Raw genomic sequence first — 20,274 nt, 5'->3', positions numbered from 1 at the left:
TGCGACAGGGCCCAGAACAGGCCTGCCAGCGTGATGTCGATGACGATCAGCGTGGATGTGAGGTAGGCGACATCACCCTGCAGGAGCCCGAACCCGCTATCGATGTAGCGGATGAAGGTCTCGAGGAACCGGTCGATGACATCCATCTCTTCCATCGCGCTTACTCTCCGGTGCCAAGGAAGCTTTTGAGGCGGGCGCGGCCACGCTCCGCTTCGGCAAGCTTGCGCGCCTCTTCCAGCGCCTCGGCGCGGTGCTGGGCGGCGAGCATCGCCTCAATCTGCATCAGCTGCTGATTGGTCATGGCGCTGAGCTCATTGCCGGCCTGCGCGGCCTGCAGCGCGCCGACGGCGTCCTGACTTTGCATCACGAGACTGCGGATCGCGCCTGCGTCTGTCTCGTTGTCTTCGAGCGCGGCGGCGGAGACGGTAAGCGTTTCGCGGAACGCATCGCGCGACTGGCGCCAGCGGGCGCGTGCATCTTCGACAAGCACTGAGTGGGGCGTCGATGTGCCGTAGTCTTCGGGATAGTTGGTCTCATAATCCCGTTCGATCTCGTCGACCGAGTAGCCGATGCCTTGTGCCCGGCGGAGGACATCCTGGATCCGGATGATCCGCTGGCCGATGATGCTTTCGGCGACGGAGACGGGCAGCGTCTCCAGATTACGCGTCATGTTCTCCAGCATCTCGATCTCATGGGCGAGCTGTTGGACCTGGCCTTCGAGTTCCTGCAAGGCGCGGACAGCCTGCAGGATGTTCTGGGCATGGTTTGCCGGATCATAGACGGCGACCTGCGCCATTGCAGGCGGCGCCATGAGGCCGCTGACCGGTAACCCGGCGAGTGGCAGCGCGGTGATTAGCAGGCAAGTGAGTGGACGGCGCATGGGGCAGCTCATTCGGCAGCAAGGATCTGTGTGTGGAAGGGTTCGCTTAGGGGACGCTCGGCCGATGCATGGCCCGGCCAGCGGGCCAGCAAGTCTGCCGCCCAGGCGAGGCCCTTTTCGTGGAGCCAGGTCTCGGCGAACCCTTCGCCTTCAGTCTCGGCCATCACGCGGTCGATTGTGGCCTGATCTTCCGGGGTGCCCGCGGCAGCGAAGGCGAGCGCGACCGGGCCCAGCCCCAGGTCAAACAGGCGGGAGCCTTTCGGGGACTGGAAGTAATAGTCCCGCTTCGGTGTGGCCCGCGCGATGATCTCGATCTGGCGCGCGTTCAGCCCGAACCGTTCATAGGTCTCTCTGAGAGCCGGCTCTTGTGCGCGTTCATTGGCGAGGAATATCCGTGTCAGGCAGCTTTCGAGGATGGCCGGAGCGATCGCGCTCGCGCTGATGTCGGAGAGGGACTGGGTCGCGAACACCACGGCGACGTTCTTCTTGCGCAGGGTCTTCAGCCAGTCGCGAAGCCGGGCCGCAAACACCGGCGCATCAAGGAAGAGCCAGGCCTCATCCAGCATCAGCAGCGTGGGGCGACCGTCGAAGCGGGCCTCCAGCCTGTGGAAGAGGTAGGTCAGCACTGCTGTTGCGGCCGCGCCCTGCTGCATCAGCTCTTCCATCTCGAAACAGGTGACGGAAGACAGCGCGAGATCTTCCTCGTCACCGTCGAGCAGGTGGCCATGAGGGCCCGTCAGCGTGAATGGGTGCAGCGCTGTCTTGAGCGCCTCATCTCGGAGCAAGAGAACGAGACCCGTCAGTGTACGTTCAGATTGCGGCGCCGAGGCAAGCGAGGTGAGGCCCTGCCAGAGACGCGCCTTGAGTTCGGGCGTCAGGCTCACGCCTTCGCCGGCAATGAGACCAGCCAGCCAGTCCGCCGCAAAGCTCGCCTCTGCTGGTTGGTCGATGTCTTTCAGCGGCTGGAGCCGGGGGCGCCGGGCGCCGCCGAGACCCAGATGCACGCCGCCCATGCCGAGGACGGCCGCCCGGGCCGAGCGGCCCTTGTCGAAGAGGAAGACCTGCGCGCCGGGATAGCGCTGCCATTGCAGCGCAAGCATCGAGAGTAGGACCGACTTACCTGCGCCGGTGGGCCCGAGGATGAGCGTATGGCCGACATCACCGGCGTGGAGGTTCAGCCTGAACGGCGTTGTCCCGTCGGTCCGCGCCTCGATCAGGGCTGGGGCGCCGAGATGCCGGTTCTGCCGGTCGCCCGCCCAGACCGCCGAGAGCGGAACCATGTGGGCGAGGTTCAGCGTGTTGAGGATCGGCTGGCGGATATTGGCATAGACATGGCCGGGTAGGCTCCCGAGCCAGGCATCGACCGCATTGAGGGATTCCCGGATGACCGTGAAGCCCTTGCCATTGATGATCCGCTCGGCGTGGCGGGCGCGTTCATCGGCGAGATGCGGATCCGCATCGGCGACCGTGATGGTCGTGGTCACATAGCCGTAGGCCACGAGATCGCTTCCCAGTTCCTGGAGCGCGGCGTCCGCATCGAGCGCCTTGTTGTCGGCGTCGCTGTCGAGCAGCGCGGAGGGCTCATTGAACATCGTCTCGCGAAGGACAGCGGCCACCGACTTGCGTTTGGAAAACCAGTGCCGGCGTTTACGTCCGAGGACTTTCTCGGCTTCCGCCTTGTCCATGGCGATAAACCGCGTCGCCCAGCGATAGGCAAAGCCCTGGCGGTTCAGCTCATCCAGAAGCCCGGGCACGGTCGATCCCGGATAGCCGAGGATCGTCAAGATACGGAGATGCGCGTCCCCGATCATCGGTTCGAGACCGCCGGTGAACGGCTCATCGGCCAGGATCGCATCTAGAAAGACAGGAATCTCCGGGGCAGACACCTTGTGGCGCCGGCTCGAAATGCACGCATGCAGGTAAGTCAGGGTCTCGCCGTCCGAGAGCGGCGCGATCTCAGACAGCGCCGTCGACAGCAGATCAAAGGTACGCTCGGCCTGCTGCTGGAAGACAAGCAGCCGTTCCCGCCAGCCGGCGCCCTCGGGGCGTTCCGGCCGCTCGATCAGCGCCTTCTCGGCGCGGGCATTGCTATCCGGCGGCGGTAGCCAGAGCAGGGTAAGATAGTAAGCGCTCTCGAACCTCGAGCCCGCCTCCTCAGCTGCGACAGCGCGTTCCTCGTCGATCAGCCAGGAGACAGGGTCTGCAAAGTCCGAGGACGGATAATCGCCGGCTTCCTCGCGCACGGCTTCGAAGAAGAGCGCCCAGCCGGATCCGAACCGGCGCAGCGCGTTGTTGACACGTGCCATCACGGCGACGAGTTCGGACCCGGTTGAGCTTTCGAGGTCAGGACCGCGATAGCGGAACGTCGTCTGGAACGCCCCATCCTTGTTGAGGATAACACCCGGCGCGACCAGCGCCGCCCAGGGCAGGTAGTCGGCGAGAAGGCGCGGAGCGGCAGCGTATTCTCTGAGGTTCAGCATGAGAGGTGTTCCTTGTGCCGGAGCGCGTGGATGAGCGTCGCCATGAAGTCCGGGTCCTTGCGGGCCAGGAAGACCGCTGCCGAATGTCCGAGGAGCCAGATGAGAAGGCCTGGGATCCAGAGCTGCAGGCCGAGACCCACAGCCGCCGCGAGCGTGCCGATCGAGATCGCCAGATTACGCGGCGCGCCGGCTAACAGGACGGGCTCGGTGAGCGACCGGTGCAGCGGAATCTCGAAGCCCTCGGTCATCAGATCAGCGCCCCTCCGCCGAACGAGAAGAAGGTTAGGAAGAAGCTCGTCGCCGCGAAGGCGATCGAGAGGCCGAACACGATCTGGATGAGCTTGCGGAAGCCGCCGGAGGTTTCACCGAACGCGAGCGTCAGGCCGGTGATCGTGATGATGATCACCGCAACGATACGGGCGACCGGCCCTTCGATGGACGAGAGGATCTGGGTGAGGGGGCCTTCCCAGGGCATACCGGTGCCAGCGGCATGGGCGGGCAGGGCGAGCCCGAGCGCGAGCGCAAGGCTTAGGGCCTGAATGCTCCTCCGGGTCAGGCTTGTTGAACGGGGTTTCGTCATGAGGCATCTCCTTGGCTGACGAGGGATAGGGAGCGGGAAAGCACAGGCTCGGTGCGGTAGCCTTCACCGGTGAACTCAAGGACGCGGATGGCGTCTTCGACGCGGCGCTGGCCGCCCGCGCGGGTCATGAACACGATGACGTCGACGGCCTCCGCAATCAGCTCGAACGGCGCGCGGGCGGTCGCTTCGCTGACGAGCTGTTCAAGCCGGCTGAGCGCGCCGAGGGCAGAATTGGCATGAAGCGTTGTGAGGCCGCCCGGATGGCCAGTGTTCCAGGCCTTGAGGAGATCGAGCGCTTCGGCCCCGCGCACTTCGCCGACAATGATCCGGTCCGGGCGCAGGCGAAGCGTCGAGCGCACGAGGTCGCGCAGGGTGACGCGGGCTTCCTGGGTACGAAGGGCAACGAGATTGGCAGCGGGGCAGGTGAGCTCGCGTGTATCCTCGAGGATAACGATCCGCTCGCCGCAAAATCCACCTTCCGCGAGCAACGCATTGGCAAAGCTCGTCTTGCCCGAGGAGGTGCCTCCTGCGATGACGATGTTGGCACGCTCGGCGACAAGCGCTTTGAGTTTGCCGGCAAGCGCCGCCGACAGCGCGCCTTGCCGCACATGGTCCGCCAGCGTGAACGGCGTGCGGGCAAGCTTCCGGATCGAATAGCACGGCGCCGTCGACACGGGCGGAAGGACACCTTCAAAGCGCTCGCCGGTTCCCGGGAGCTCGGCTGAGACGACCGAGGCGGTGGAGGATGTGCCAGGGCCGAGGCTTGACGCGACAAGCCGGATTACGCGTTCGCGGTTGCCGGCGGCAATTGTCTTTCCGGTCTCGACTAAGCCGCGTCCGGCTTCTTCGATCCAGACAGACCCGTCAGGATTGACCATGACTTCGATGGTTGCCTCCGCTTCGAGGGCAGAGCGCACCACCGGGCAGAAAGCCGTTCGCAGCATCGCGCTCAGGCGGCGCTCCGTGCTTTCTGTCTCGCTTTTGTCCGTCATCGGTCTCAGAACCTGGCTTCAACTCTTGCTGCTATTGTTCCGGGAACGGACAGTCAGGGGGAGTTGGAGCGCGGGCCATTTTGTGCAGGCCGGCGCTATGCCCGGAATACGGGTGCAAAATTGTCGTCTTGGTGAATGCGGGAGAGCGGAGACGCGTTGAAACGATTGAAAAGTTACCAGAGCGGCGCTTTGTGTTAACACTCTGGGCGGGAAAAGTAAATCGCTTAAGTGGAATCACTTTTGCTTGGCATTCGCCGAGGAGGCGATGCTGATGAAAACCTTCACACTTGAATCACCCGGCATGCTGGCCGAGTACGACTATCTCTCGCGGCTCTCGATGGACCGATGGGCCTGGGAGTACTTGCGGCGCAATGAAGAGTTCCGCAGGGACGCCTCCGTGCGCGGCAAGGATGACGTTTCGGAACGCATCGCGCCCTGCGCGCCCATCCGTATGCTGAAGGCCCGAAAGAGCCAGACACTGGCCGAGCGCTGGGGACTGGTCCTGATGCCGGACCCTAACAGGAATGGCTTTGACGCAGATGTTGTCTGGAACCGGACCGCCTTCCCGGACCAGGTTGAGATCCATTGCAGCCCTCGCGCCGCTGACCAGACCTGCGATATCTGGGAGCGAAGCGTTCCCTTCTGCCAGTTGACCCATATCAGCGATCCTCAGGGCCGGGAGTTTCTGCTCGTTCGCGGAAAGGGCTGTGTTGTCCAGGTTAGGTGCACCGGCATGTCACTGATCGGGTTGGAACCCGTCCGCATGAAACTGACCATATCCGACATCACGGCCTATGAACGCAAACTCAAGGTCCAGAAGGCGGCTCTCGAAATCTATGGCGACGGACCAGATCTGCCGACGCCTCTCTGGACCAAGACGACCCAGATCCTGCGCGATGGCCTCGTCGCGCTCGATGGACTGGCCTGCGGCATGAACCGGCGAGAAATCGCCGAGACGATCTACGGCCAGGAAAAAGTTGCGCAACAATGGAGTGACGACCGGGGCTCGATGAAGGACACGCTGAAATACCTTATCCGGAAGGCTGAAGGCCTGAAGGAAGGCGGCTACCTGATGGAACTTCTCGGCGCGAACGTCGGGCCGCAGCGTATTCTTGCCTGATTGGGCACTGCTGCTCTGCGCTCCGCCTGCGCTCACGCGCGGGACTGTCCGGTCTGACGGCGTGCCCGGCGAGGCTCAATGAGGATCCGGCTGCCGGATTTCATGCCTGAGGCTGGATTCGCCGGCGGACGCGCGCGCCGCGCGCTTTCCGCTGTTCGCAGGTCGCTTGTGGCGTGGAGTCGCTGAAGCGATTGCGGCCAGAGGGGTCGCGGGCGCTTGATGGGAGACCGTGTTCAGGCGACGCTGCGAACCTGCATTGTCCGCTGCATAATCCCTGCGCGGTCGTCGGCCTTGAACTGCATATCGAGCAGCCCGGCGATCAGGTCCTCGTCTGGCGGGATGATCCGGAGCTCAATTCGCGCTGCGCCGCGCGACGCAAGCCAGAGGCTTGCTTCTGCGGCGAGCTCGCGCACGTCCGATTGCCAGCCGGCAGTGTGGACCACAAGGATGGCTGGGATGATGCCCGTGTCGGCGTCCAGGCTGAGCCAGATCGCGCTTGCGAGTTGGCCGTCGCGGAGGCCTGCGAGGATACGCAGTCCGGCGTCAGGTGCGGGCAAGGCGCCGAGCAGGTGCCCGGTCTCGCTCAGCCGGGAGAGCCCGGCCGCATCGCTTTGACGGAAATCGCGGATATGTAGCGCCATGACACATCCGTCATGGAAAGATTCGGGCAAGGGGCGCGAGTCTTTACGATCTGGGCCCGGCTGATTGGGGCGCTAAAGCCTTTCGCCTAGCGGTATGGGCTGAACTCGGCGATTTTCTCGTTTCTGGACAGGGCGCGAGCCTTTGATTGCCCGGAAGACTATTAAAGTGTACAGGTGCATCTTTTAATAACGATTGGGCGCTATTAAAGGATGTACCATGGCAGCTCCGCAGGACTCCGGCCGGAAAGGCAAATGGGTGACAAGCACCGTCACAGGGGAGACCGTGCGCGCCTTCCTGCCGCCGGACTTGCCGCCGCGTCCCCCGATCGACATGGCCAGCCTGTCGGTCCTCGCAAGCGAAGCCATGCTCGCGCTTGGCCGGCTGGATGGGGTTCGCAGCGTGGCGCCCGACACTTCGCTCTTCCTCTACATGTATGTGCGCAAGGAAGCGCTTCTCTCCTCGCAGATCGAGGGCACACAGTCTTCGCTGTCAGATCTCCTGCTTTACGAGGACGAGGCCGCGCCCGGTGTGCCGCTCGATGATGTCGAGGAGGTCTCGACCTATGTTGCCGCCCTCACGCATGGCCTGGATCGGATCCGCGGCGGTTTCCCGCTGTCGCTCCGCCTGCTGAAGGAAATGCACGCCATCCTCCTGTCCTCAGGCAGGGGAAGCACAAAGCAACCAGGTGAGTTCCGCCGCTCGCAGAACTGGATCGGCGGGACACGGCCCGGCAATGCGTTGTTCGTGCCGCCGCCGCCCCAGCACGTTCTGGATCTCATGAGCAATCTTGAAGCGTTCCTGCACGAGACGGACTCTGGACTGCCGCCGCTCATCAAGGCGGGCCTCGCGCATGTCCAGTTCGAAACGATCCACCCGTTCCTGGATGGCAATGGCCGGCTTGGGCGGCTGCTGATCACCCTGTACCTTTGCGAGCAGGGGATCCTCGACGAGCCGCTCCTCTATCTGAGCCTCTACCTCAAGTCGCACCGTGCTACTTACTACGCACTGCTTCAGGAAGTGCGCGAGCACGGGCGGTGGGAGACCTGGCTCGAATTCTTCCTGACCGGCGTGCGGGATGTGGCTCGCCAGGCGCATGAAGCGGCACGGTCGATCTCTGCGATCTTCGCCGAAGATGCCGCACAGATCGCTGGGCTCGGGCGCGGGGCGCCGGCTGCGCAGGCGCTGCATGTTATTCTTCAGAAGCGTCCACTCCTGACGATTGGGACGGCGGCTGAGCTTTCCGGCGTCACGTTCCCGACAGCGACGGCAGCGCTTGAGCGCCTGCAGGCGCTCGGCATTGTGGAGGAGATCACCGGCAAGGCGCGGGGGCGGGTGTTCGTCTACCGGCGGTATCTTTCGTTACTCGACGCGGGCACGGAGCCGCTTTGACTTGGCGGGCTAAGCCATCAGGCGCTCGAGTTGCACCTTACGGCGCTCCCAATCGGGCATGACGGCGGTGAGCGTCTTGAAGAATGCCTTCCCATGGTGGGGATGAAGCCTGTGGCAGAGCTCGTGCGTGATCACATAGTCGATCGCATCCACAGGCGCTTCGATGAGCCTTGTGTTCAAGATCAGCCTACCAGCTGGTGACATGGAGCCCCAGCGGTGACTAAGCTTCCGCACCACAACGCCTTCAGGTGAGACTTTGGCGGGCGCCGCAAACCGTTCCTGGCAAGCCCCGATGCGCTCCTGAAATTTCAGCTTTGCGCGGTCCCGGTACCAACCCTCCACAAGGTTGCGTGTATACGCGTCAGTCTTGGGGCGGATTGTTTCGATATCGATGAAGCCGCGGTAGAGCCTCACCCGGTCGATAAGCCCGGCACGAACCTTGAGCCGGTATTGGCGACCGAGGTAGCGATGAGTGGCGCCCGCCACGAACTGGCGCTCAGGCGTTCGCGGCAGAAATTGCCGGAAGAATGCCTGCTGTTTCAGGATCCAGGCGGCGCGCTTTCGCACTTTCGCGTCTATGGCAGCACAGTCTGCGTCGACAGGCGCCGCAACGGTGACGCTCAGGTCTGGCTCAACGGCGATTTCAAGTGTTGTTCGCTCTCGCCGGTAAACAGTGAAAGCAATCTTGATCGAGCCATAGTCGATTTGGCGATGTTCAGCCTTCATCCTGGAAACCGCGCCCGCGCCAGTTTCATCAGATCGAGTTCCAGCGTGTCGAGCTCTTCGACCGATAGGACGACGCGTTTCTGATCTCTCAGGACGTCGAAGAAATAATCATCAATCGCGTTGCGCAGAGCGTTCTGGGCCACTTCGTTCGACCAGATATCGACAATGTGGTGTGCCTTGACGATCTCGATCAGCCTCAGCGCAACCATCGCCGTTTCGCGTTCTTCGAGCGCAGCGCCGCTCTCTGTCATCATCTTCGTCTCAAGAAGCCCGAAGAAGGCCTGACCATCATCATTGCCTTTGAGGACTTCGGGGAAACGCCTGCCGCGGTCCTTGGACGCGACCTTTTGAGCGAGGTCGACAACGCTGTTCAGGTAGTCGCGCTCGGAAAGGCGCTTCGAGCGATAATCGCGGATCGTCTCTTCAAGCAAGGCAGAGAATTTGGCGTAGAAGCTTGGATCTTCATCCATGCGCTCGGTAAGTGTGCGGCGCGTCGCGCTGGCGATACGGTCGGCTTTGGATGCGTCCGTGATGCCCGCGTCTTCCACGACAGCCTGCAAGGCTTTGGGATCGTTGATGTTGACCATCTCGATGATGACCTGCGCCGGCAGGGCAATGACATGATCATCGAGGAGCTTCTGGATTTTCGGCTCGAACTCTTTGACGTCAACCGTTTCCTGATAGCGCAGCTGTACGGAACGCCTCAGCTCCGAAAAACGTTTCCAGTCCTGCTTCATCTTCTCGAGCGTTTCCGGCGCAAAGACATCAAGCGCCTTGTCGGACGACATGGCGATGTGCAGACAGCGCCCGAACGTCCGGAACCGTTCATAGAATTCCTGGCGGACCGCCTCATTGCCCAGGAATTGCTCGAAGGCTTCCATGTCCTTCTTGTTGAGGACCGGTTTGAACAGGTCCCACAGCTGATCATGTAGCTGAGGCAGCCGCCGGATCTCTTCCTTGACATCATGCACAGTGCCGACGAGGTCGCTGTCTTCGAAGCCTTCAAAGGCCGTGTACGTCGTAAGCGCCCTGTCGAGCTCGCCGAGCAGCCCCTCATAGTCGATGATGAACCCGAACTGTTTCTCCGTGTCTCCGTCTTCATAGAGGCGGTTCACCCGGGCAATCGCCTGCAGGAGGTTATGCTCGCGCAGCGGCTTGCAGACATAGAGGACCGTGTTTCTGGGTGCGTCGAAGCCGGTGAGCAGTTTGGAAACAACAATGAGAATTTCCGGCTCGCCTGAACCTTTGAAATTTTCGATGATCTCGCGGTTATAGGCCTCCTCGGTCTTGTACCGCGCCATCATCTTGGACCAGAACCGGCGAACGATATCCTTCGATTCAGAATCTACGTCGTCATTGCCCTCGTTCTCGTCGGGCGGCGACATGATGATCTCGCTGGTGACGTGGCCGATCTCGTCGAGGACTTCTTTGAAGCGGACCGCTGCGGCCTTGGACGGCGCCACCAGCTGGGCTTTGAACCCCGTATCTTGCCAATGCTGCCGGTAATGCTCCGAGATGTCGAAAGCTTTGGCACGGATCGCCTGTCCCGTTTTCGAGAGCGCGTCCATCCGGGAAAACTTGCGTTTGAGGTCTGCCTTCTGCTCGTCGGTCAATCCCTCGGAAATCTTGTCGAACCAGGCATCGATCACGCCGCCGGTAATCTGCTGGTCGACGAGCCGGCCCTCATAGAGGAGTGGAACAACCGCGCCGTCAGCGACCGCTTCGTCGATCTTGTAGTGATGGATCAGTCCGCCAAAAGTGGTGAACGTGTTGCGCTTGTCATTCTTGAGGAGCGGGGTGCCGGTAAATCCGAGGTAGCAGGCTCTGGGAAGGAGCCGCCGCATCTTTACGGCCAATTGTCCGTATCCCCCGTGCGTGCCTGTCTGGGAACGGTGGCTTTCATCGATCAGCACAAAGAGATTGGGATCTTCGTCTGGCTCTTCTCCGTGGCGCAGCGCGGTGTCAAACTTGTTGATGAGGGTAGTGATCAGCGGGGTCTTGGCACGGATCATCGAGAGCAGGTGAGAGCCGCTGGTCGCGCGAACTGGATCCATGTCGCAGGATTTGAAAGTTCCCTTGATCTGCTTGTCGAGGTCGTCCCGGTCCGTGACGATGATGATACGCGGGTTGGGGATCGCCTTGTCGAGTGCCAGCGCACGGCCAAGCATCACCATGGTGAGGGACTTGCCGGAGCCCTGCGTGTGCCAGATCACGCCGCCTTTGCGCGTTCGGGCGAGGTCGAACTGTTTTACCCGCTCCACCGCCAGCTTGATGCCGAAGAATTGCTGATGGCGCGCAATCTTTCGAACTCCGCCATCGAAAACGGTGAAGCGGCGAACGATGTCTAGCAGACGCTCTGGGCGGCAGAGGGCGTGGATCGTTCGGTCCTGCTCCGTGACAGCGCGTGCGCCGCCAGCTTGCAAGTCCTTGAAGAAGCGGCGGGCGGAAGCGAAGGACCCTGAGAACGCCATCTCGGTTACTTCGCTCGTCAGCCGGCGGTTAGCCGCGCGCGCGATTTCTTCCTCGGTATCCTCTTCATCTCGCCAGGCGTGCCAGAACTTACGCGGCGTGCCGACGGTCGCATAAAGCGCCTCGTTGCGGTTTGCCACGATCAACAACTGCGCGAAATGAAAGAGCTGGGGGATGCCGTCTTCGCTCTGGTACCCGATGAGTTGGCTGCCGGCCTTCTTCAGCCCTTCGGTCGGGCGCTTGTTCTCGATCACGATAAAGGGAATGCCGTTCACATACGCAACGATATCGCAGCGCTTGGTGGCGCTGCTTCCTGTGCGTTCAACAGCTACCTCCGCCGCCACGTGGAAGGCGTTGTTGGCTGGGTTTTCCCAGTCGATGAACCGGAAACTGAAACTCTTGGAATCGCCGTCAATGGTTTTAGTGATCGTGGTGCCGAGGATCAGTGTGTCGTAGACATCCTGGTTGGTGGCCTTGAGGCCTTTCACCCGGTCGGGCGTAGGTTTGAGGCGGCGGATCGCGTCATGCGCGTCTTCGAGGTCGAAGGGGTAGGACTTGCCGCGATATTCGAAGGAATTGAGCTTCAGGAGTTGTTCGACGAGGATGTCATCGAGCACCACGTTGCGAAGGCGCCCGCCGCGCTGGCGGATGATTTCGGATTCTGGGAGCGGCGTGTAACCGAGCGCGACCAGCATCTGCAGGGCAGGGATTTGGGATTGGTGTTTTTCGGCAGGGTTGAAGGCGTCGATCATTTCCGGCCGCGCAGCGAATTATTGATGGTCGCGATCAGCTGTTCAACGAAAGCGTCCGGGTTCGTTTCTGACCACATCACTGTCACACAATGGTTGACATCAAAGTGGGGGCGCCGGGTCGGGTCGTCCCAAACCGCTTGCTCACAAAGATAGATGACGGGTTTTCCGAGTCCTTCGGCGTACCCTGCTTCCCAGTACGCTCCCTTGTTTCCGTGGCTAAGCTCAACAAGGACGAATGCTGCGTCGGTGATCGCTTCCCGCATAATATTGTCGATGACGCCTGCTCTCGTGACCTCCGGACTGTCGACCCGATGAATAGAAACCCCGAGTTCTTTGGCTACGCGACCATTCACATTTGCGCTGATGAATGCATCGAGCCGCAGGTCACCGAATTGCATAGCAATAAAGCCACCTGCCGCGGTGGTGCTCCCTTGGTGCAGGCTCTCCCAATATCTCCAACCCTTCAAAGTCATCCGGATCTCGCCGAGCATGGAGATTCCAGGATGACGTTTCGGCGGCGACAGGTCGAAGTAGCCTTCGTCCTGAAGATCATACGCAAGGTCGGTCAGTTCTTCAGCGGAAGTTGTCCCCACAACAGCCCGCAGTTCGTTCAAATCTGGTTTGATCCTTGGTTTCGAAGTTCTCGAATGTTCGCCAACCCATCTGATAAAGTTTCTTACCTGCTCACTCGGGATGGGTAGAAGTAGACCAGCGTTCGCGAGGCGTTCCAAAGCCGGCCTGTCTACCAAAGGCAAACTTGTGCCCGAATGAAGCGCGAGGTCCCTCCGTGTTCGAATCAAATGTGAAAGCGCAGAGCGGCTCGAAGTCGACCAATCAATATCGCTCGCAGCCTCTCCTTTTATGATGTGGGAAGCCATGCTCGTGATCACAAATTCACCGCACGCTTTGCAGCCGACTTTTTTGCTTTCTGATGCGGCAAAATACTCAGCGCCCTGAAGACTGCATACCGGGCATGGACCGATGGTAGGACCTGGTATCATCCGTTCGCTCCTTCCGAAATCTCGCTCACCCGCCATTCGCCGGTGAGGAGTTTCTGCATCAGGCCGCGCTTCTGGCGGTGGAGGGCGGCAATCCGTCGTGTTTCAATCTTGATGTCTTCTCCGAGAGCCGAAAGGATTTCGGCAGCTCGTCGCTGTGTTGCTATCGGTGGTGCGGGAATGAGCATGTCTCCGAAGTCGCGAAACGCAATCTGTTTGCCATCCCGGATTCCAAAAATTAGTTTATCGAGGCGGCCGACAAAACTCCGCGATTTGAAGTAGGTGGAGAAATATTCATCCACCGTAGAATGCGTCGGTCGCAGTACCGTATAAGCCGGACTAACAAGGCCGCTGATTTGTGAGTGCTCCAATCCACCCTCAAACGAACGGAGACTAATGACAAAATCACCAGGCCGGACGACTTTGTAAGAGGACGTATCCCCTTCAGGCATCACAACGCGGCGTTCTAGAACATCGCGACGGACGATTCCGATGTCCTGCATCACCGCAAGGAGAGGCAGATCGGTTCGGCCGCGCTCAGATACAGGCTCGAAAATCTCTTTAGCCCGTTTGAGATTTTTCTGAGCTTCGTACTCGGCCTCGAATAGGCGCAATTGTACGGCCTCCGATAGCCGCTCTTTTGCCGCGCGGAGGGCTTCCAGCTTTTCGATGGCCTCATCCCAAGTCCTGAGGATTTCGGCAATGCGCCGTTGTTCAGAGAGCGGCGGAAGAAGGATCGGGAGCCTTTCAAGGCTAGCTTTAGTCAGTTTGAATCGATTGGCTCCCTGACGGGTCAGTGAATGGAAGATATCTCGATTTCGATAGAAGTATGCGAACCATTCGACATCGCACTTGTCAGTGCCAGCGACCAGATGAGCGTGATTGTTGACATTGAAACGGCCGCTAACTCGTACTGTCTGCGGTTTGTTGGAGGGATCAAGAAAGTGATCACCATCCTCACCTATCAGCGCGAACTCACCTTCGGCGCGATACTCATTGATATGACCAAGTACGCCGGTGGGGCCGTAGTAAGGAAACCGCCCGTCCATTTGAGCGCGGTCCTCCACTGCAATAGGCAGTCTCAGCTCATTGCGAATATCGCAGGCATCACCAACGGACGAGAGAGACCATCCAGTCGGGATCACGTCGACGCCCAGACGATTTAAGTCACGAACTGCTAGCCATTCTGAGATCGAGCCGACTTGTTCTCGATGAGCAACTTCAAGCATCAACGCCCAACTCCTTCAAATACTCGGCCATGCGCTGGCGCACGTCGGCGAGTTCGGCTTCGATCGAGTTGATTTCTCGCTGGACGGCCGCAACATCGATTTCTTGCTCCGGTTCAAATGTGTCGACATACCGCGGAATGTTGAGGTTGTAGTCGTTCTCGGCGATCTCTTCCGGCGTGGCGACGTAGGTGAACTTGTCGGCGAACTCTCGGACTCGATAGGCGGCAAGCACTTTTTCGATGTGGACGTCTTCCATGACGTTCTGAGTCTTGCTTGCCGTGAATTCCTTGCTTGCATCAATGAAGAGGACATCCTTGCGCTTTTCATTCGCGCCGCCCTCTTCTCGCGAGCGGTCGAAGACGAGAATGGCAACAGGGATGCCGGTTGTCGTAAAGAGGTTCGCGGGCAGTCCGATCACGGCGTCGAGAAGGTTCTCTTCGATCAGTGCCTGACGGATCTTTCCCTCGGCACCGCCACGAAAAAGCACGCCGTGCGGGACGATTACAGCCACACGCCCGGAATGGCGCTTGGCGATCTCAATCATGTGCGAGATGAACCCGTAGTCGCCTTTCGATTTAGGTGGCACGCCGCGCCAGAAACGTTTGAACGTGTCAGTTTCGGCATTTTCCGCGCCCCACTTATCGAGCGAGAAGGGCGGGTTGGCGACAACGACATCAAACTTGAGGAGATGATCGCCCTCGACCAGTGATGGGCTGTTGAGCGTGTCACACCATTCGATCCGGGCTGCGTCCTTGGCATGCAGGAACATGTTCATCCGGGCGAGCGCCCACGTCGCGCCGTTCACTTCCTGGCCATACAGCGCGAAATTGTCCGAGCCGACTTCTTCTGCGGCGCGGATAAGCAGCGAACCCGAGCCGCAAGCCGGATCGCAGATGGTGTTGCCGGGCTTTGGCGCGGCAAGCTTTGCGAGCAGACGCGAGACGGGGGCGGGCGTGAAGAACTCCCCAGCCTTCTTGCCGGCGTCCGATGCGAACCGGGAAATGAGGTAGATATAGCACTCGCCGATGATGTCTTCGCTTACGCGGGACGGGCTGAGATCAAGCTCGGGCTTCGCGAAGTCCTCGAGCATGTTCTTCAGGCGCCGGTTGCGATCTTTGGGCCGGCCGAGATTGGCTTCGGAGTTGAAGTCGATGTTGCGGAACACGCCTTCGAGCTTCGACCGGTTCGTATCCTCGATCTTCTCCAGCGCGATGTTGATCAGCTCGCCGATGTTTGGCTCGTTGCGCTTTTCATAGAGATCGTAATAGCTCGCGCCTTCGGGCAGGACAAAGCGCTCGCGCTCAAGACGGCGCCGGATGCGTGCTTCGTCATTGGAGTATTGCGCGCGGTACTGGTTTACACGGTCGGCCCAGAGGTCAGAAATGTATTTCAGGAAGAGCATCACAAGGATGTAGTCCTTGTACTGAGCAGGGTCGACAGCGCCGCGGAACGTGTCGCATGCAGCCCAGGCAGCCTGGTTGATCTTCTGTTGGGTGATCTGGTCGCTCATGCGTGGGCTTTCTTTGGCTTGGGCGTCGCCGCGCGTTTAGCAGCTTCGTGTAAGATGAGATCTGAGAGTGCGTGCCTGAGATTTGCGGCCTTGGATTCCAGGTCGCGGGCTCGGTTAGCCAGTTGGGCCGCTTGAAGAATGGTATCTTGTGCCGCCAGGTCCGGCACATCGATCCGAAGTTCTGCGAGCGCATTTCTGGGAACCATCCGCAGCGCAGTTCCCTGGATGCTCTTTTCAAGTTCCCGCTGCGTGCCGGGCGCGTTGATGCTCCACTCAAGGAAAGCGGGTCGAATGATACTGTCGTCCGGCTTCAGGAGGATCAGGGGCAGGACAACGACCGCAAGGTGCTGCCATTGTTCTGGTATGGCCACTGCCGTGTTGTTCGTGCCGCGTGAGCGGAAGAGTACATCGCCCGGACCCGCGAAGTAACGGGCATGGACTTCGTCGAGCTCAAACCTGCCTGGAACGATCCTGTCCCAGTCGGCCGTGTCATTGAGGTCGCGAAGCTGTAGGGCTGGAATCCCGGCGGGACTCTCCTCAAGCTTTCCCCGGGCTGTAAAGCCGGATTGGATTTCGCAGACCTGATCCAGGCGCATGGGAGCCTCTGTTGAGCGTTCAACAGTAAATAGTAGGCCATTCCCGTCGGGTCAATGGATAAAGTGCTGTACGGTCGCGTACAGCAGTATTCTCGGATCCGGCCTCTCTATTTCTATCCCTGCCAGCCGGTGGTGGGCGGACGGCGCGTTTGCCAGAGCGCGGTCGCCGCGCAAGGGGGCGGGGCTGTCGGCCGACCTGGCGTCTTCAGGGCTCATACCTTCAGCAACCCCTTGCGCGGCGCCCTCGTGCGCTCCGGCCAAGCGCCTTTTCGCCGCCCACCCCGCCTGCCGGGAACCAACACGGGCGGGAAGGAGACTGACATGACCGACCAGACCACTGCCGTTGCACCCCTTGGAACTACGGGTGCGCCAACCCTTCAGGACAGGCCCCGCATCTACGTTGCCTGCCTTGCCGCCTACAACAACGGACGCCTGCACGGGCGGTGGATCGAGGCAACGACGCCGGACGAAATCTGGCGCGAAGTTTCGGCGATGCTGCGCGCCAGCCCGGAGCCCGATGCCGAAGAATGGGCGATCCACGATTACGAAGGCTTTGAAGGCGCACACCTTTCCGAATACGCCTCGTTCGAAACCGTGTGCGAACTTGCCGAGTTCATCGGCGAGTATGGGCAGCTCGCTGCCCGCATCCACGGACACTACGGCAACGACCTTGAACAGGCACGCGCCGCGTTTGAAGACTATGCCGGCGAGTATCGCAGCGCCGCCGACTTTGCTGAGGAGCTTCACACCGAACTCGGCACCGCGATTCCTGAGAGCCTCAGCTACTATATCGACTGGCAGGCACTCGCCCGCGACATGGCGCTCAATGGCGAGATCATGGTGTTCCAGTTGGGCTTCGACGAAGTCCATGTCTTCTGGTCGCGGTAGGGGAGGGCGAGGACATGACCCCCGAAACCACCAAGCACCGGTTCACCCTCGAAGAACTGCAGCAAGCGGACGACTGGTCCGAGGGCTTTTGCCTCGCCTGCCGCGCCCCGCGTGACGGCTGCGAGCCAGACGCGAGCGGCTATGAATGCGACGAATGCGGCGAGCGCGCCGTCTACGGCCCTCACTGGATCGCCATCGCGGGCCTGTTTGCGGAGGGCGAAGCATGATGTTCGCTCAAGGCTTCCAATCCTATGTCTGCCCCGGCGACAGCATCACATGTGAGGCCGGGCCCTTCACCGTCTTGGCGCAGGTCATGCCGGATGATTCTCCGGACGCACCCGATCAGCGCCAGGACGGTTTCTGGCCCTCGCTATATGCCGATGCGCCGGGGTTCATCGGCCCCGGGCCAAATCACCGCCAGCGGTTTGCCGAGGCGCAGGCCAAGGCCGAAGCTGTCATGGAGAGCTGGCGCAAGGGCGACTGGTTCTATTGCGGGATCGTGCTCAGCGTTTCGCTGGAGGGCGTTGTGCTCGCATCCCACGCGGCGAGCCTATGGGGCATCGAGGCGAACTATCCGGGAACGGATACCAGCTACCTCACAGAGGTCGCGAACGAACTGCTCCCCGAGGCCGTTGCTATAGCCCGCGAAACGCTCGTGAGGCTCGCTGCGCATGCGCAAGCGATGGAGGGCGCCTGATGCCGGACAGCTTCGAACAGCTTCTCGGCCCGCGCCCCTCGCTGACGCTCGACATCGAGCAGGGCTTTGTCACCGCCATCTGGGTGGAAGGCCGTTGCCCAAACGTGAAGATCCGGGATTTCGATCTCGGCGCCACTGCCACCGATGCCTCGCGTGATTTCTTCGGCGCACCGTACGTGCCGATCAACTGGCACCTGCCGCCTTGGCGGCTGGGCCTCGCCCTTGCGCCCCCACACCTGTTTCCATTCTGAGGAGTTACCCCATGTCACAGCCTGACCTGATCCACTTGCACCTAAGCCAACTCAGCATTTCCAGACTCAACATGCGTCACGGGCGCAAAGCGCCGGATGTCTCCGACATCCTGCCGTCCATCCGAGAGAAGGGCCTCCGCCAGACTCTGCTCGTTCGGCGTGAAGCCGACGGCTACGGCATTGTTGCCGGACGACGCCGGTTCTTTGCACTCCAGCAGATCGCAAAGGAGACCGGTTCCGATCCGCTGGTGCCTTGCGCCGTGATGACGGAAGGCGATGCGGCGTCCGCTATCGAGGCGTCGATCATCGAGAACGTTACGCGGCTGCCTGCAACCGAGGTGGAGCAGTACGCAGCATTCCGGAAGCTTCATGACGAGGGAAGAACCGTTGAGGAAATCGCTGGCTTCTTCGGCGTGACGGAGCTGAACGTGAGGCGTGTGCTGGCGCTAGCCGCGCTCAGCGCGCCGATCCGAAAGCTTTATGCCGATGACGAGATCGACCGCGAAACCGTTCGGGCGCTGACGCTTGCCACACCTGCTCAGCAGGCGGATTGGCTTAAGTTGTGGAACAGCGAGACAGAGCGCGCCCCGATGGGGCGGGCCTGTCGCGCGTGGATCACCGGCGGGAGCGCGATCACGACCGACAAGGCGCTGTTCGACCTTGCCGGGTACACCGGCGCGGTCACGGCAGACCTGTTCGGCGAGACGGCGGTGTTCGCCGATGCAACAGCCTTCTGGGAGGCGCAGGGCGCGGTGATTGCCGAGCGCGTCGAAAGCTACCGGCAGCGCGGCTGGACCGATGTGATCTTGATGGAGCGCGGGGCATACTTCCAGCGCTGGGACTATGTCCAGACGAGCAAGAAGCAGGGCGGAAAGGTGATTGTCGAACAACGCCATGATGGCACGATCACGTTCCATGAAGGCTGGCTGAAAGCCGCCGAGGCCCGGAAGGCCAGGACGGCAGTGAAGGGCTACGAAGCCGCCTCGGAACCAGACACGCGGCCCGAGATGTCCGGCCCGATGGCGGACTATATCGGCCTGCACCGGCATGCTGTCGCGCAGGCGAGCCTGATCCGGAACCCGGCTATTGCGATGCGCCTGATGGCGGCGCATGCGTTGTGCGGTTCGTCGCTCTGGAATGTGCGCCTGCACACCGCTGGCGCGGTGAAGGCGGAAACACTTGCCAGTTCCGGGGGCGGGATTGCCGCCGCTGAACTGGCCGCAGCGCGAGAAAGCGCCGAAGCAATATTCGAAGCGCTCGGCGCACCTGTGCCGCGCCGCAGCGGTGATACCTATCAGCTCTGCGAAACCTTCGCCGCGCTGCTTGCGATGTCCGACGCTGAAGTGATGAAGGTAACGGCGCTAGCGATTGCCGAAACGCTCGAGTCCGGTGGGCCAGCCGTCGAGGCCGTCCTGCATGCCTCCGCCGCCGATCCGGCAGAGTTCTGGAAACCGGATGAAGCGTTCTTCGACCAGCTGCGCGACAAGCGGGTGATCACTGCGTTCCTTGCAGAGGCCATCTCACCGGAAGCTGCACGCAAGGCGGAATGCCTGACCGGCAATGCGCAGAAGGGCATGCTGACAGCGGCGCTCGCCGCAGACGAGGATGGCGCAGGCACCAGCTGGCGCCCGGGCTGGATGCAGGTGCCGCCGACCCGCCATGTCGAGGGCGCAGCCTCACCGCCCGCCGATGCCTGGGACCGGATAGCCGGGCTGTTCGAGGCAGATGCGGAGCAGGAATCCGGCGCAGAACCATGGTCTTGCAAAGCCACCGCTGCCTGAGTTTTTCGTCTCCTCTCAGGCAGAAGGGAGCCGCCCGGTGCTTGCCGCCGGGCGGTTTTTCTGCGCGAGGGTCTCTGTGTGCGGATCAAAGTGCAGCAGGTTCAAGGCGCTAGAAATTCTGTTCGAAATGGCCTTGGTTTCTTCCGCGACAACCGACTGCGCGGCAGGGTCAGGGGCCTCATTCGTTCCCGGAACCTGCCTCTCGCGGACCCCTTGTTTCCGTCTCTTGCCGTTGGACCTGGACGACCTGCGCCGGGCCTGAAACCTGACCGGCGAAGAATTTTCCCCTGCGCC

General features: G+C 61.2%; 19 protein-coding genes and 1 pseudogene. 7 read left to right on the top strand and 13 right to left on the bottom strand.

Features of this window, described 5'->3' with window-relative positions:
- The 6 genes and pseudogenes from Q0C17_RS17930 to trbB all read right to left on the bottom strand — a co-directional run.
- Window positions 1-155: pseudogene (locus Q0C17_RS17930) on the bottom strand (P-type conjugative transfer protein TrbL); the annotation flags it as partial.
- 5 nt (window positions 156-160) lie between these two features.
- Complete coding sequence (trbJ, locus tag Q0C17_RS17925; RefSeq protein WP_291209296.1) at window positions 161-880, bottom strand: P-type conjugative transfer protein TrbJ; 720 nt, start codon at window positions 878-880, stop codon at window positions 161-163.
- Window positions 881-888: 8 nt separating this feature from the next.
- Window positions 889-3,360: a conjugal transfer protein TrbE gene (gene trbE, locus Q0C17_RS17920; RefSeq protein WP_291209295.1), complete on the bottom strand. Its 2,472-nt coding sequence runs from the start codon at window positions 3,358-3,360 to the stop codon at window positions 889-891.
- Window positions 3,354-3,608: a VirB3 family type IV secretion system protein gene (locus Q0C17_RS17915; RefSeq protein ID WP_291209293.1), complete on the bottom strand. Its 255-nt coding sequence runs from the start codon at window positions 3,606-3,608 to the stop codon at window positions 3,354-3,356. Before Q0C17_RS17915 ends, trbE begins: the two co-directional genes overlap by 7 nt.
- Window positions 3,608-3,940, bottom strand: coding sequence for a TrbC/VirB2 family protein (locus Q0C17_RS17910; RefSeq protein ID WP_291209291.1), 333 nt, complete (start codon window positions 3,938-3,940; stop codon window positions 3,608-3,610). Before Q0C17_RS17910 ends, Q0C17_RS17915 begins: the two co-directional genes overlap by 1 nt.
- Complete coding sequence (trbB, locus tag Q0C17_RS17905) at window positions 3,937-4,932, bottom strand: P-type conjugative transfer ATPase TrbB (RefSeq protein WP_291209289.1); 996 nt, start codon at window positions 4,930-4,932, stop codon at window positions 3,937-3,939. The genes Q0C17_RS17910 and trbB overlap by 4 nt, the downstream gene beginning before the upstream one ends.
- Before the next feature lie 271 nt (window positions 4,933-5,203).
- On the opposite strand from trbB, the gene Q0C17_RS17900 reads away from it, so the two are divergent.
- Window positions 5,204-6,052 (top strand): DUF2285 domain-containing protein, encoded by an 849-nt coding sequence (locus Q0C17_RS17900; RefSeq protein ID WP_291209288.1) that lies wholly within the window; start codon window positions 5,204-5,206, stop codon window positions 6,050-6,052.
- Window positions 6,053-6,285: 233 nt separating this feature from the next.
- Here Q0C17_RS17900 and Q0C17_RS17895 read toward each other — a convergent pair whose 3' ends face one another.
- Entirely contained in the window at window positions 6,286-6,693 is a 408-nt protein-coding gene (locus tag Q0C17_RS17895; RefSeq protein ID WP_291209286.1) for a hypothetical protein, read from the bottom strand.
- A gap of 217 nt (window positions 6,694-6,910) precedes the next feature.
- Here Q0C17_RS17895 and Q0C17_RS17890 point away from each other — a divergent pair, with 217 nt between their 5' ends.
- Window positions 6,911-8,083, top strand: a complete 1,173-nt coding sequence (locus tag Q0C17_RS17890; protein ID WP_291209285.1) for a Fic family protein — start codon at window positions 6,911-6,913, stop codon at window positions 8,081-8,083.
- Between the two features lie 9 nt (window positions 8,084-8,092).
- Here the strand turns inward: Q0C17_RS17890 and Q0C17_RS17885 are convergent, their stop codons facing one another.
- The 6 genes from Q0C17_RS17885 to Q0C17_RS17860 form a co-directional block, all read right to left on the bottom strand.
- A complete protein-coding gene (locus tag Q0C17_RS17885; RefSeq protein ID WP_291209284.1) occupies window positions 8,093-8,809 on the bottom strand; it encodes a SprT family zinc-dependent metalloprotease in 717 nt (238 codons plus the stop codon).
- The gene (locus tag Q0C17_RS17880) at window positions 8,806-12,030 is read right to left on the bottom strand and encodes an HsdR family type I site-specific deoxyribonuclease (protein WP_291209282.1); all 3,225 of its coding nucleotides are present in this window, start codon (window positions 12,028-12,030) and stop codon (window positions 8,806-8,808) included. Before Q0C17_RS17880 ends, Q0C17_RS17885 begins: the two co-directional genes overlap by 4 nt.
- On the bottom strand, window positions 12,027-12,644 hold the full coding sequence (locus tag Q0C17_RS17875) for a hypothetical protein (RefSeq protein ID WP_291209280.1): 618 nt from the start codon (window positions 12,642-12,644) through the stop codon (window positions 12,027-12,029). The genes Q0C17_RS17880 and Q0C17_RS17875 overlap by 4 nt, the downstream gene beginning before the upstream one ends.
- 383 nt (window positions 12,645-13,027) lie before the next feature.
- Window positions 13,028-14,257 (bottom strand): restriction endonuclease subunit S, encoded by a 1,230-nt coding sequence (locus Q0C17_RS17870; protein ID WP_291209278.1) that lies wholly within the window; start codon window positions 14,255-14,257, stop codon window positions 13,028-13,030.
- On the bottom strand, window positions 14,250-15,767 hold the full coding sequence (locus tag Q0C17_RS17865) for a type I restriction-modification system subunit M (RefSeq protein ID WP_291209276.1): 1,518 nt from the start codon (window positions 15,765-15,767) through the stop codon (window positions 14,250-14,252). Before Q0C17_RS17865 ends, Q0C17_RS17870 begins: the two co-directional genes overlap by 8 nt.
- On the bottom strand, window positions 15,764-16,363 hold the full coding sequence (locus tag Q0C17_RS17860; RefSeq protein WP_291209275.1) for a hypothetical protein: 600 nt from the start codon (window positions 16,361-16,363) through the stop codon (window positions 15,764-15,766). Before Q0C17_RS17860 ends, Q0C17_RS17865 begins: the two co-directional genes overlap by 4 nt.
- Before the next feature lie 321 nt (window positions 16,364-16,684).
- Between Q0C17_RS17860 and Q0C17_RS17855 the strand changes: the two genes are divergently transcribed.
- Genes Q0C17_RS17855 through Q0C17_RS17835 form a run of 5 tightly spaced genes read left to right on the top strand, consistent with a single transcriptional unit; the run spans window position 16,685 to window position 19,980 of the window.
- Window positions 16,685-17,251 (top strand): antirestriction protein ArdA, encoded by a 567-nt coding sequence (locus tag Q0C17_RS17855; RefSeq protein ID WP_291209273.1) that lies wholly within the window; start codon window positions 16,685-16,687, stop codon window positions 17,249-17,251.
- A gap of 14 nt (window positions 17,252-17,265) precedes the next feature.
- Window positions 17,266-17,478 (top strand): hypothetical protein, encoded by a 213-nt coding sequence (locus Q0C17_RS17850; RefSeq protein ID WP_291209272.1) that lies wholly within the window; start codon window positions 17,266-17,268, stop codon window positions 17,476-17,478.
- Window positions 17,475-17,948, top strand: coding sequence for a hypothetical protein (locus Q0C17_RS17845; RefSeq protein ID WP_291209270.1), 474 nt, complete (start codon window positions 17,475-17,477; stop codon window positions 17,946-17,948). The genes Q0C17_RS17850 and Q0C17_RS17845 overlap by 4 nt, the downstream gene beginning before the upstream one ends.
- Window positions 17,948-18,199 (top strand): hypothetical protein, encoded by a 252-nt coding sequence (locus tag Q0C17_RS17840; RefSeq protein WP_291209268.1) that lies wholly within the window; start codon window positions 17,948-17,950, stop codon window positions 18,197-18,199. Before Q0C17_RS17845 ends, Q0C17_RS17840 begins: the two co-directional genes overlap by 1 nt.
- An 11-nt stretch (window positions 18,200-18,210) precedes the next feature.
- Entirely contained in the window at window positions 18,211-19,980 is a 1,770-nt protein-coding gene (locus Q0C17_RS17835) for a ParB/RepB/Spo0J family partition protein (RefSeq protein WP_291209266.1), read from the top strand.
- The last annotated feature ends 294 nt before the right edge of the window (window positions 19,981-20,274 follow it).

The sequence above is a fragment of the Hyphomonas sp. genome, assembly GCF_022844445.1.
Lineage (GTDB): Bacteria > Pseudomonadota > Alphaproteobacteria > Caulobacterales > Hyphomonadaceae > Hyphomonas.
The sequence above is the reverse complement of the archived record's forward strand: the minus strand, read 5'-3'. Positions and strand labels throughout refer to the sequence as shown.

Coding starts and splice junctions, on each gene's coding strand:
- trbJ (WP_291209296.1), bottom strand. CDS start 880: ATGCGCCGTCCACTCACTTGCCTGCTAATCACCGCGCTGCCACTCGCC.
- trbE (WP_291209295.1), bottom strand. CDS start 3,360: ATGCTGAACCTCAGAGAATACGCTGCCGCTCCGCGCCTTCTCGCCGAC.
- Q0C17_RS17915 (WP_291209293.1), bottom strand. CDS start 3,608: ATGACCGAGGGCTTCGAGATTCCGCTGCACCGGTCGCTCACCGAGCCC.
- Q0C17_RS17910 (WP_291209291.1), bottom strand. CDS start 3,940: ATGACGAAACCCCGTTCAACAAGCCTGACCCGGAGGAGCATTCAGGCC.
- trbB (WP_291209289.1), bottom strand. CDS start 4,932: ATGACGGACAAAAGCGAGACAGAAAGCACGGAGCGCCGCCTGAGCGCG.
- Q0C17_RS17900 (WP_291209288.1), top strand. CDS start 5,204: ATGAAAACCTTCACACTTGAATCACCCGGCATGCTGGCCGAGTACGAC.
- Q0C17_RS17895 (WP_291209286.1), bottom strand. CDS start 6,693: ATGGCGCTACATATCCGCGATTTCCGTCAAAGCGATGCGGCCGGGCTC.
- Q0C17_RS17890 (WP_291209285.1), top strand. CDS start 6,911: ATGGCAGCTCCGCAGGACTCCGGCCGGAAAGGCAAATGGGTGACAAGC.
- Q0C17_RS17885 (WP_291209284.1), bottom strand. CDS start 8,809: ATGAAGGCTGAACATCGCCAAATCGACTATGGCTCGATCAAGATTGCT.
- Q0C17_RS17880 (WP_291209282.1), bottom strand. CDS start 12,030: ATGATCGACGCCTTCAACCCTGCCGAAAAACACCAATCCCAAATCCCT.
- Q0C17_RS17870 (WP_291209278.1), bottom strand. CDS start 14,257: ATGCTTGAAGTTGCTCATCGAGAACAAGTCGGCTCGATCTCAGAATGG.
- Q0C17_RS17865 (WP_291209276.1), bottom strand. CDS start 15,767: ATGAGCGACCAGATCACCCAACAGAAGATCAACCAGGCTGCCTGGGCT.
- Q0C17_RS17860 (WP_291209275.1), bottom strand. CDS start 16,363: ATGCGCCTGGATCAGGTCTGCGAAATCCAATCCGGCTTTACAGCCCGG.
- Q0C17_RS17855 (WP_291209273.1), top strand. CDS start 16,685: ATGACCGACCAGACCACTGCCGTTGCACCCCTTGGAACTACGGGTGCG.
- Q0C17_RS17850 (WP_291209272.1), top strand. CDS start 17,266: ATGACCCCCGAAACCACCAAGCACCGGTTCACCCTCGAAGAACTGCAG.
- Q0C17_RS17845 (WP_291209270.1), top strand. CDS start 17,475: ATGATGTTCGCTCAAGGCTTCCAATCCTATGTCTGCCCCGGCGACAGC.
- Q0C17_RS17840 (WP_291209268.1), top strand. CDS start 17,948: ATGCCGGACAGCTTCGAACAGCTTCTCGGCCCGCGCCCCTCGCTGACG.
- Q0C17_RS17835 (WP_291209266.1), top strand. CDS start 18,211: ATGTCACAGCCTGACCTGATCCACTTGCACCTAAGCCAACTCAGCATT.